4 protein-coding genes are annotated in these 11205 nt (G+C 73.2%); 2 read left to right on the top strand and 2 right to left on the bottom strand.

Annotation, left to right across the window (positions count from 1 at the left end; genetic code table 11):
* Window positions 1-49: 49 nt before the first annotated feature.
* Window positions 50-796, bottom strand: coding sequence for a class E sortase (locus ACFU7Y_RS10355; protein WP_380767337.1), 747 nt, complete (start codon window positions 794-796; stop codon window positions 50-52).
* 257 nt (window positions 797-1053) lie between these two features.
* On the opposite strand from ACFU7Y_RS10355, the gene ACFU7Y_RS10350 reads away from it, so the two are divergent.
* Entirely contained in the window at window positions 1054-4080 is a 3027-nt protein-coding gene (locus ACFU7Y_RS10350) for a bifunctional [glutamine synthetase] adenylyltransferase/[glutamine synthetase]-adenylyl-L-tyrosine phosphorylase (RefSeq protein WP_380767335.1), read from the top strand.
* A 98-nt stretch (window positions 4081-4178) separates the two neighbouring features.
* On the opposite strand, the gene ACFU7Y_RS10345 is transcribed toward ACFU7Y_RS10350, so the two are convergent.
* Entirely contained in the window at window positions 4179-5147 is a 969-nt protein-coding gene (locus tag ACFU7Y_RS10345) for a phosphatase PAP2 family protein (protein WP_224285169.1), read from the bottom strand.
* A gap of 317 nt (window positions 5148-5464) precedes the next feature.
* Between ACFU7Y_RS10345 and pulA the strand changes: the two genes are divergently transcribed.
* The gene (gene pulA, locus ACFU7Y_RS10340) at window positions 5465-11032 is read left to right on the top strand and encodes a pullulanase-type alpha-1,6-glucosidase (protein WP_380767333.1); all 5568 of its coding nucleotides are present in this window, start codon (window positions 5465-5467) and stop codon (window positions 11030-11032) included.
* Window positions 11033-11205 lie beyond the last annotated feature (173 nt).

The following is an 11205-nucleotide window of genomic DNA, read 5'->3' as shown; positions in this document are numbered from 1 at the left end:
GGTGCGCGCACGGCGCACCGCCCGTCGGCCGTGTGTTCGTCGGACCGGCTCAGCGCAGCTCGGCGGGCGGCGTGCGGCCCGGGTCCATCGGCTCTTCCCGGACCAGACTGCCCCAGACGGCCATCCGGTACAGCGAGGTGTAGACCGGCGTGCAGGTCGTCAGGGTGATGTAGCGCCCGGGCTCGGCGTACGGAGAGCCGGTGGGCACCGGGGCGATGACACCGGTGTCGTACTTGGAGGTCTCCGGCAGCGTGGCGTCGACCCGGTAGACGTACCAGCGGTCGCGGGTCTCCACGACCAGAGGGTCGCCCGGCTTCAGTCGGTCCAGGTCGTGGAACTTCGCGCCGTGCCCGTCGCGGTGGGCGGCGAGGGCGAAGTTGCCCTGTGCGTCCCAGGGCATGGCCGACGGGTACGGCGCCGTGTAGACGCCGGCGACCCCGTCCGCGAGGGTGTTCTCGTCGGCACCGACCTTGACCAGTACCTGGTAGCCGGCGCCCAGGGCCGGTACGTGGAGGAAGCCGATGCCGCCGCCCGCGTCGTACGGCGGGGGCGCGGCGGTGCTCGCGGCGCCGGTCGGTGAGGCCGTCGGGGCCGCCGCCGACCAGGCCTGGCGCAGCCGTTCGGCGGAGCGGTCCGCGTGCCGGCCGGCCGCGAGGTTCGTCCACCACAGCGAGTAGACGACCAGCAGGGCCAGCAGCACACCGACGGTGAACAGCAGGTCGCCGAGCACGCCGGCCGCGACCCGGTGGGGGCGGCGGCGCGGGGTTCGCTCCTCGGTCGGATGCTCGGGCGCCACCGGTCCTCCCTTCGGATGGCGGCGGGGGCGGATCGGAGCAGGGCGGCACCTGGCAGGGGGGCCGCCGCCGGGGACGTCCTGGCTGGTCATGCGCGTACTCCACCGCGCCCGTGAGCCGGTGGGCAAGCCGACACGCCACGCCGTCGCCCGGCCTCTGCGCCCGGCCGACCGGTGACCGGGCGGGCCCGGCCCGTGGGCCGCCCGGCGGCGGGCCCCAGGGGCGCGTAACCTGCTGGGGCGGACGGATGGAGGGGCCGATGGCGATGGAGGAGCAGCGGGCCGGAAGCCGGGTCAGCCGGCCGGAGAACCGGCTGGTCCGGCGCGGGTTCACCGACCCGGCGCGGGCGGTGCGGCTGTTGGAGGGCCCCGGGCTGGAGGGCCTGGCCGACGACCCCCTGCTGCTGGACGCGCTCGGCGCCACCGCCGACCCCGACCTCGCGCTGCTCGGCCTGGCCCGGCTGCTGGAGGCCGCCGACGAGGCCGACCGGCACATCCTGCGCGACACCCTCACCACCTCCAAGCCGCTGCGCGACCGGCTGCTCGGGGTGCTCGGCGTCTCCACCGCGCTCGGTGACCACCTGGCCCGGCACCCGCACGACTGGCACGTGCTGGTCACCTTCGAACTGCGCGACATGCACCCCGGCCCGGAGGACTTCCGCCGCGCCCTCACCGAGGGCGTGCGCACCGGCGAGCGCGGTCCGGCGGACGCGCTGCGCGTCGCCTACCGCCGCTGCCTGCTCGCCATCGCGGCCCGCGACCTCACCGGCACCGCCGACCTCGCGCAGACCGCCGCCGAACTCGCCGACCTGGCCGGCGCCACCCTCCAGACCGCCCTGGACCTCGCCGCCGAGCACGACCCGGAGGCCGCTGAGGCCTGTCGGCTCGCGGTGATCGGCATGGGCAAGTGCGGAGGCCGCGAACTCAACTACGTCTCGGACGTGGACGTGGTGTTCGTCGCCGAGCCGCGCGAGGGGGTGGACGAGCTGGAGGCGCTCAAGGCCGCGACCCGGCTGGCCGCCGCCCTCACCCGGCTGTGCGCGGACACCACCGGCGAGGGCACCATCTGGCCGGTGGACGCCAACCTGCGCCCCGAGGGCCGCAACGGCCCGCTGGTGCGCACCCTGGCGAGCCACCTCGCCTACTACCAGCGCTGGGCCAAGACCTGGGAGTTCCAGGCGCTCCTCAAGGCCCGCCCGGTCGCCGGGGACGCGGAGCTCGGCACCGCGTACGTCGAGGCGCTCGCCCCGATGGTCTGGCAGGCCGCCGCCCGGGAGAACTTCGTCGCCGACGTGCAGCAGATGCGCCGCCGGGTGGTCGACTCCATCCCCGTCACCGAGCTGGACCGCCAGCTCAAGCTCGGCCCGGGCGGCCTGCGCGACGTCGAGTTCTCCGTGCAGCTGCTCCAGCTGGTGCACGGCCGCACCGACCCGGCGCTGCGCAGCGGCAACACCCTGGAGGCGCTGGCCGCGCTCTCCCGGGGCGGGTACGTGGGCCGGGCGGACGCCGCCTCGTTGGACGCCGCGTACCGCTTCCTGCGCTCGCTGGAGCACCGCATCCAGCTGTACCGGCTGCGCCGCACCCACCTGATGCCCACCGGGGCCGAGGACCTGCGCCGGCTGGCCCGCTCGCTGGCGGCGCTGATCAACGACGACACCCGCGCCGACCCGGTGGCGGCGCTGCACCGCGAGTGGAAGCGGCACGCGGTGGAGGTCCGGCGGCTGCACGAGAAGCTGTTCTACCGGCCGTTGCTCGACGCCGTCGCCGAACTGCCGCCGGGCGCCACCGGGCTGACCCCGGAGGCGGCCCGGGCCCGGCTGGAGGCGCTGGGCTACGCGGACCCGGCGGCCGCGCTGCGGCACATCAGCGCGCTCGCCTCCGGGGTGAGCCGCAAGGCCGCGATCCAGCGCACCCTGCTGCCGGTGCTGCTCGGCTGGTTCGCCGAGTCCGCCGACCCGGACGCCGGGCTGCTCAACTTCCGCCAGGTCTCCGACGCGCTCGGCCGCACCCCCTGGTACCTGCGGTTGCTGCGGGACGAGAGCGCAGCCGCCGAACAGCTGGCCAGGGTGCTGTCGGCCGGCCGGCTCGGCCCCGACCTACTGCTGCGCGCCCCCGAGGCGGTGGCCATGCTGGGAGACCCGCAGGGTCTGGAGCCGCGCGGCCGGGCCGCCCTGGAGGGGGAGATCCGGGCCGCCGTCGGCCGGGCCGGGTCCACCGCCGCCGCGGTGGCCGCCGCCCGCTCGGTGCGCCGCCGGGAGCTGTTCCGTACCGCCGCCGCGGACGTGCTCGGGCGGCTCGGGGAGGACCCGGCCGAGGCGCTGGACGCCGCGGGGGAGGCGCTCACGGCGCTCAACGCCGCCACCCTGGGCGGCGCGTTGCGCGCCTGCGTCGCCGGGTGGGAGGCCGAGCACGGGGACCTGCCGACCCGGATCGCGGTGATCGCGATGGGCCGCTTCGGAGGCCACGAACTGGGCTACGGCTCGGACGCGGACGTGCTCTTCGTCCACGAGCCGCTGCTCGGCTCGCTGGAGGAGGAGGCCGCCCGGGCCGCCCAGGCGGTCTGCCACGAGCTGCGCACCCAGTTGGGCGCGCCCTCCACGGAGCCGCCGCTGCTGGTCGACGCCGACCTGCGGCCTGAGGGCCGCAGCGGCCCGCTGGTGCGCACCCTGGCCTCGTACGCGGCCTACTACCGGCGCTGGTCGCACGCGTGGGAGAGCCAGGCGCTGCTGCGGGCCGAGCCGGTGGCCGGGGACGAGGAGCTGGGCACGCGGTTCCGGCAGCTGATCGACCCGCTGCGCTACCCGGGCACCGGGGTGCCGGAGCGGGACCTGGTGGAGATCCGCCGGATCAAGGCGCGGATCGAGGCCGAACGGCTGCCGCGCGGGGCCGACCCGACCACCCACACGAAGATCGGCCGGGGTGGGCTGGCGGACGTCGAGTGGACGGTGCAGCTGCTCCAGCTCCGGTACGGGCACGGCGTGCCGGCCCTGCGCACCACCCGGACCAGGGCGGCACTGGCGGCCGCCGTCGAGGCCGGGCTGGTCAAGCCGGAGGACGCCGAGGTGCTGGACACGGCCTGGGTGCTGGCCTCCCGGGTGCGGGCGGCGGTGATGCTGGTGCGCGGGCGGCCCGGGGACAGCTTCCCGGGGGAGGCCCGGGAGCTGGCCGGAGTGGCCCGCTACCTCGGGTACGGCTCGGGGCACAGCGGCGAGCTGCTGGACGACTACCGGCGGATCACCCGGCGGGCCCGCGCGGTGGTGGTCCGGCTGTTCTACGGCTCCGACTGACCGGGGTGGTCCACGGCTCCGACTGACCGGGCAGGTCCACGGCTCCGGCGGGTACGCGAAAGGGGCCCCGGTCGGGGCCCCTTCGGGAGGTCGGCCGGCTAGCGGCGAACGGTGCTGACCGCGGGCTCGCTCCACTGTTCCGGGACGGTGATCGGCTGCTCGGCCACCGTCTCCCGGGCGGGCACCCTGGGCAGCTTGTAGACCCACTCGTGGTACAGCCAGCGGGCGGTGAGGAAACCGAGCGCCAGGCAGAGCTCGCCGCCGACGGCGTCCATCCAGAAGTGGTTGGCGGTGGAGACGATGACCACCAGGGTGGCGGCCGGGTACATCAGGCCGAGCGCCTTCACCCACGTCCGGCGGGCCAGGAAGAAGATCGCCAGACCGCACCACATCGACCAGCCGATGTGCATCGAGGGCATCGCCGCGTACTGGTTGGAGACGTGCGCGGCGGGGCCGGAGGCCATCGAGCCCCAGGTGCCGTGGGCCTTCACGGTGTCGATGAAGCCGCCGTCGGTCATCAGCCGGGGCGGGGCCAGCGGGAAGAAGTAGAAGCCGACCAGGGCGATCCCGGTGGTCACGAACAGCACCGAGCGGGCCGCGACGTAGCGGCCGGGGTGGCGGCGGTAGAGCCAGACCAGCACGCCGATCGTGATGACGAAGTGCAGGGTGGCGTAGTAGTAGTTCATGCCCGTGATGAGCCACCCGACGCTGTCCACGGCGTGGTTGATCGAGTGCTCGACGGCGATGCCGAGGTGCTGCTCCAGGTCCCAGATCCAGCGTGTGTGCTTCTGGGCTATCGCTTCCTGTTCGGGAACCGCGTTGCGCACGATCGAGTAGATCCAGTAGCTGATCCCGATCAGTGCCAGCTCGAACCAGATCCGCGGCCGGGCCGGCGACCGGCGCTGGGCGCTGATGCGCTCGCGCAGCGCGGCGGTACGGGACTGGGCGGCGCGGGTGGTTCCGTCGGGCAGGCGGCCGGGGACGGCCTTCGCTGCTTCGGAACCGCTACCACTGGCCGCTTCGGCGCGCCCGGCGTCGCCTCGCTGGATCTCGGTCGGTTCCCCCATGGACGGCAAGTCTGCCAGACCACTCGTAGCCGTCTGCTCATCCTCTGGCAGTGGATTCTTCACCGGCCGTCCCCCTTGAGGGCTACGGGCCGGCTCCCACCGGGGTAGGGGGTGCTCTGGGGTTCGGTGCGTACCGGTGGGACGGACATGGGTCCCATTGTCACGCCCGTCGCTCCAGAGGAAGTAATCGGGGTGGTCGGAGACGGTCGCCCACCTGGATTTTCCCGGCACGAAACGGTTTCTGCATCTTGCTGAAACATATTGCAGGCCGCTAGCTTCCTGGGAAATCGATCGCCCTTCCCCTAAGGGAGCCCTCAGTGGCCGATGTCCCGCTCCGCCCCCGACGGAGCACTGCCCGACGAACCACCGGCCGCCGCAGACCGCCCGGCCGCACGGCCGTCCTGCTGGCCGCCGCACTGACCGCCGCCACCCTCGGCAGCGCCCCCGCGGCCCTTGCCGCCGCCCCGCCGGCCCCGCCCTCGGACGCCGCGCTGGCGGCCACCGCCGGGCGGCACGACCTCACCCGCGAGCAGTTCTACTTCGTCCTGCCCGACCGCTTCGCCAACGGCGACGCCGCCAACGACACCGGGGGCATCACGGGCGGGCGGCTGGAGAACGGCTTCGACCCCGCCGACAAGGGCTTCTACCACGGCGGCGACCTGGCCGGACTGATCCAGCGGCTCGACTACGTCCAGAACCTCGGCACCACCGCGATCTGGCTGGCCCCGATCTTCAAGAACAAGCCGGTGCAGGGCAGCGGGGCCGACGCCTCGGCCGGCTACCACGGCTACTGGATCACCGACTTCACCCAGGTCGACCCGCACTTCGGCACCAACGAACAGCTCAAGGAGCTGATAGCCAAGGCGCACGCCCGCGGCATCAAGGTCTTCTTCGACGTCATCACCAACCACACCGCCGACGTCATCGACTACGCCGAGAAGCAGTACGGCTACCGCTCCACCGGCGCCTTCCCGACCCTCGACGCGGACGGGAACCCGGTGGACGAGACCGCCGTCGCCGACGCGGGCGCCCCCTGGCCGAAGATCACCAAGGACTCCTTCCCCTACACCCCGGTCTTCCGCAACCCGGCCGACGCCGGAGCCAAGACCCCGTCCTGGCTCAACGACCCGGCGCTGTACCACAACCGGGGCGACTCGACCTTCGTCGGCGAGTCCGCCACCGAGGGCGACTTCAGCGGCCTGGACGACCTCGACACCCAGAACCCCACGGTGGTGAAGGGCTTCGAGAAGGTCTACCAGCAGTGGGTCAAGGACGCCGGCGTGGACGGCTTCCGGATCGACACCGTCAAGCACGTCGACATGGCGTTCTGGCAGCAGTGGGCGCCCGCGCTCAAGGACTTCGCCGCCAAGCAGGGCAACCGCAAGTTCTTCATGTTCGGCGAGGTCTACTCCGGGGACCCGGCGGTCACCTCGCCGTACGTCACGAAGGGCAGGCTCCAGGCCACCCTGGACTTCCCGTTCCAGGGCGCGGCCCGCTCCTACGTCTCGCAGGGCGGCTCGGCGCGCAACCTCGCCGACGTCTACGCCCAGGACTACCGCTACACCAGCGCCGACACCGACGCGTACGAGCTGCCGACCTTCCTCGGCAACCACGACATGGGCCGCTTCGGCTCCTTCCTGCTCGCCGACAACCCGGGCGCCGACGACGCGACCCTGCTGAGGAAGGACCGGCTCGGCAACGAGCTGCAGTTCCTCACCCGCGGCCAGCCCGTCGTCTACTACGGCGACGAGCAGGGCTTCACCGGCGCGGGCGGCGACAAGGACGCCCGGCAGGACCTGTTCGCCTCCAAGACCGCCTCGTACAACGGCGACCGGGTGCTCGGCGGCCCCTCCGGCCCGGCCGACCGGTACGGGCAGGGCGGCGAGCTCTACCAGGGCATCGCCGGGCTGGCCAAGCTGCGCCGGGACAACCCGGCACTGGCCGACGGCGCCCAGATCGAGCGCTACGCCGCCGACGGCGCGGGCGTGTACGCCTTCTCCCGGATCGACGCCGGGCAGCAGGTCGAGTACCTGGTCGCGGTCAACAACGCCACCGAGGCGAAGACCGTCACCCTGGACACCTTCTCGGCGGGGATGGGCTTCGACCGGATCTATCCGTCCGCAGGGGACCGGATCACCAGCGGCGGCGACCGCAAGGTGACGGTCACCGTGCCGGCCCTCTCCTCCGTGGTGTTCAAGGCGGGCGGCAGGCTCGCGGCCGTCGGCGCCGCGCCGCAGCTGTCGGTGCAGCCGCCGGCGGACGGTTCGACCGGGCTGGTCACGGTCGGCGCCACGACGGGCGGCGGCTTCAACCGGGTGAGCTTCGCCGCCCAGATCGGCAACGGGCCCTGGCAGACGCTGGGTACGGCCGACACCGGAAAGTACGCGGTCACCCAGGACCTGGCCGCCGTCGCCCCCGGCACGGTGGTCCGCTACAAGGCCGTCGTGCAGGACTCCAGCGGCCACCTGCGCTCCGCCACCGCGAGCTTCACCACCGGCACCCCCGCGCCCAAGCCGGCGCCCACCGCAGGCTCGCGCCCGTACGCCGTCGTCCACTACAACCGGCCGGACGGCGACTACGACGGCTGGAACCTCTACGCCTGGGGCGACCTCGCCGACGGCGAGGCCACCCAGTGGCCGGCCGGGCACGCCTTCACCGGGCGGGACGCGTACGGCGCCTTCGCGTACGTGCGGCTCAAGCCCGGTGCCTCGGACGTCGGGTTCATCGTCGAGAAGGACGGCGTCAAGGACGTCGACGCCGACCGGCACCTCGACGTCGGCAGCACCGGCGAGGTGTGGCTCAAGCAGGGCGACCCGGCCGTGCGCACCGCCAACCCCGGGCCGGTGAACAGCCAGCCCGCCGACACCGCCGTCATCCACTACAACCGGGCCGACGGCGACTACGACGGCTGGGGCCTGCACGACTGGACCGGCGCGGCCACCCCGACGGACTGGGGCAAGCCGCTGCTGCCCGCGCGCCGCGACGCCTTCGGTGCCGTCTTCGAGGTGCCGCTGGCCCCCGGGGCGACCAGCCTCAGCTACATCCTGCACAGGGGCAACGACAAGGACCTGCCCGCCGACCAGTCACTGGACTTCGCCGTCAACGGCAAGGAGGTCTGGATCCTCGGCGGCCGCGAGGGCTACCTGCTGCCGCAGAACCCGGCCGCCTCCTCGCAGATCGACCTCACCGGCGCCAAGGCCCAGTGGATCGACGCCAGGACCGTCGTCGTCCCGGCGAACTTCGGCGCGGGCGACGACGCCCTGGCCGGCGGCACCAGCGCCCAGCTGGTGTACGACCCCGAGGGCGGCATCCGGGCGGACCGGGGCACGCTGACCAAGCCCGGCAAGTGGCTGCGGCTCACCCCGGTCAAGGGCGGGCTGACCGACGCGCAGAAGGCCAAGTACCCGCACCTGGCGGGCTACCGGGCCTTCACCGTGGACACCCGGGACGCCGCCCGCGTCCCGGCCGCGCTGCGCAGCCAGCTGCTGTTCACCGAACACCTGCCCGGCGGCGCCGTGCCGGCCGCCACCGGGGTGCAGATCCCGGGCGTGCTGGACGACCTGTACGCCGGGCGGACCGGCAAGGTGGATTTCGGACCGGCCTACTACAGCGGCAAGGTGGCGCTGTCGCTGTGGGCGCCGACCGCGCAGGAGGTCTCCGTCCAGGTCTTCGACAGTGCCACCGGGGGCACCCCGAAGACGCTGTCGCTGAAGCTGGACGACGAGACCGGGGTGTGGGAAGTCGTCCGTGACAAGCGCGAGTTGGACGGCAAGTACTACCTGTACCAGGTGAAGGTCTGGGCGCCCTCGACGCAGCAGCTGGTGGTCAACACCGTCACCGACCCGTACTCGGTGGCGCTCTCCACCGACTCCGGGCGCAGTCTGGTCGCCGACCTCGACGCCAAGGCGCTCAAGCCCGCGGGCTGGGACGACCACGCCCGCCCGCCGGCCGTCCCGCCCGCGCAGCAGCAGATCCAGGAGCTGCACGTCCGGGACTTCTCGGTCGAGGACCCCACCGTCCCGGCGGCCGAGCGCGGCACCTACCTGGCGTTCACCGAGTCGAACTCGGCCGGGATGCAGCACCTTCGGGAGCTGGCCAAGGCCGGGGTGACCACGGTGCACCTGCTGCCGACCTTCGACATCGCCACCATCCGGGAGAACCGGGCGGACCAGAAGCTGCCGGCCTGTGACCTCAAGTCCCTTCCGCCGGACGGCCCGAAGCAGCAGGAGTGCGTGGCGGCCGTGGCCGCCGACGACGCGTACAACTGGGGCTACGACCCGCTGCACTACAACGTGCCGGAGGGCTCTTATGTCGCCGCCACCGATCCTGGGGGCACCTCCCGGCCGGAGGCTGGGGGAGGCGTCGCCCGAACCGTGCAGTTCCGGCAGATGGTGCAGGCGATGCACGCGGCCGGGCTGCGGGTGGTGCTGGACGTGGTCTACAACCACACCGCCGCCAGTGGCCAGGCCGAGCACTCGGTGCTGGACCGGGTGGTGCCCGGCTACTACCAGCGGCTGGACGCCAACGGCAAGGTGACGACGGACAGTTGCTGCTCCGACACCGCGCCCGAGCACGCCATGATGAACCGGCTGGTGGTCGACTCGGTGACGCTGTGGGCCCGTGAGTACAAGGTGGACGGCTTCCGCTTCGACCTGATGGGCCTGGACCCGAAGTCCACCATGCTGGACGTGCAGGCCGCGCTGCGGAAGATGACGCCGGACTCGGACGGCGTGGACGGCAGGAACGTCTTCCTGTACGGCGAGGGCTGGAACTTCGGCGTCGTCGCGAACAACGCCCGCTTCGAGCAGGCCACCCAGCAGAACATGGCCGGCACCGGCATCGCCACCTTCGACGACCGGCTCCGGGACGCCGCCCGCGGCGGCAACTTCATGCTGAACTCCGCCCAGCAGCAGGGCTTCGCGTCGGGTCTGTACACCGACCCGAACGGCTCGGCCGCGAACGGCACCCCGGAGGAGCAGAAGGCCCGGCTGCTGCACCAGATGGACCAGCTGAAGGTCGGGCTGACCGGCAACCTGGCGGGCTACTCCTTCACCGACAGCTCCGGAAAGTCCGTCACCGGCGCCCAGGTCGACTACAACGGTGCCCCGACCGGGTACGCGGCCAAGCCCGGTGAGGCGGTGGAGTACGTGGACGCCCACGACAACACCGACCTCTTCGACGCGCTCGCGTACAAGCTGCCGACCGGCACCGCGCCCGCCGACCGGGCCCGGATGCAGGCGTTCGGGCTCTCGCTCACCGCGCTAACCCAGGGCGCGGGCTTCGCCCAGGCCGGCAGCGACCTGCTGCGTTCCAAGTCGCTCGACTCCAACTCCTACGACTCGGGGGACTGGTTCAACGCGATCCACTGGCCCGACCCCTCGACGGGGGCGGCGGACGGCAACGGCTGGGGCCGCGGCCTGCCGATGGCGAAGGACAACCAGGAGCAGTGGACGGCTGCCCGGTCCCTGCTGGCGGACCCGAGGCTGACGGTGGGGGTGGCCGACATCCGGGCGGCCTCGGCGCAGTACCGGGAGTTCCTGCGGATCAAGCAGTCCTCGCCGCTGTTCTCGCTGCCCACCCTGGCCGCCGTCCAGCAGCGGCTCTCCTACCCGCTCTCCGGCACCGCCGGCGAGACGCCCGGGGTGATCACCCTGCACCTGGACGGCACCGGGCTGCCCGGGGCGGAGAAGGGCGTCACGGTGGTCTTCAACGCCACGCCCACGGCGCAGGCGCAGACCGTGCCGGCGCTGGCGGGCACCGGCCAGGCGCTGCACCCCGTCCAGGCGGGCGGGACGGACCGGGTGGTGCAGCGGTCCGGCTTCGACGCCGCGACCGGCACCTTCACCGTGCCGGGCCGCACCGTGGCGGTGTTCGTCCAACACTGATTCGTACACCCCGACAACTCCCGGGCCCCGTACCACCGTTCAGGTGGTGCGGGGCCCGGTTCCGTTCCGGACACACATTGGCCGGAAACCTCTGGTGGCACGGCCGGAACTGTGACGTGCCGGGTCCACCGGGCGCTGCCGGCCACCCGCCGGTGCCCGCCGCGGTTCTGAGT

The sequence above is a fragment of the Kitasatospora sp. NPDC057542 genome, assembly GCF_042801945.1.
In the GTDB taxonomy this organism is placed as follows: Bacteria; Actinomycetota; Actinomycetes; order Streptomycetales; family Streptomycetaceae; genus Kitasatospora.
This window is presented reverse-complemented; position numbering and strand designations above follow the sequence as displayed.

Bases quoted from the DNA above. Each gene is read 5' to 3' on its own strand.
- ACFU7Y_RS10350 (WP_380767335.1), top strand. From the start codon at position 1,054: ATGGCGATGGAGGAGCAGCGGGCCGGAAGCCGGGTCAGCCGGCCGGAG.
- ACFU7Y_RS10345 (WP_224285169.1), bottom strand. From the start codon at position 5,147: ATGGGGGAACCGACCGAGATCCAGCGAGGCGACGCCGGGCGCGCCGAA.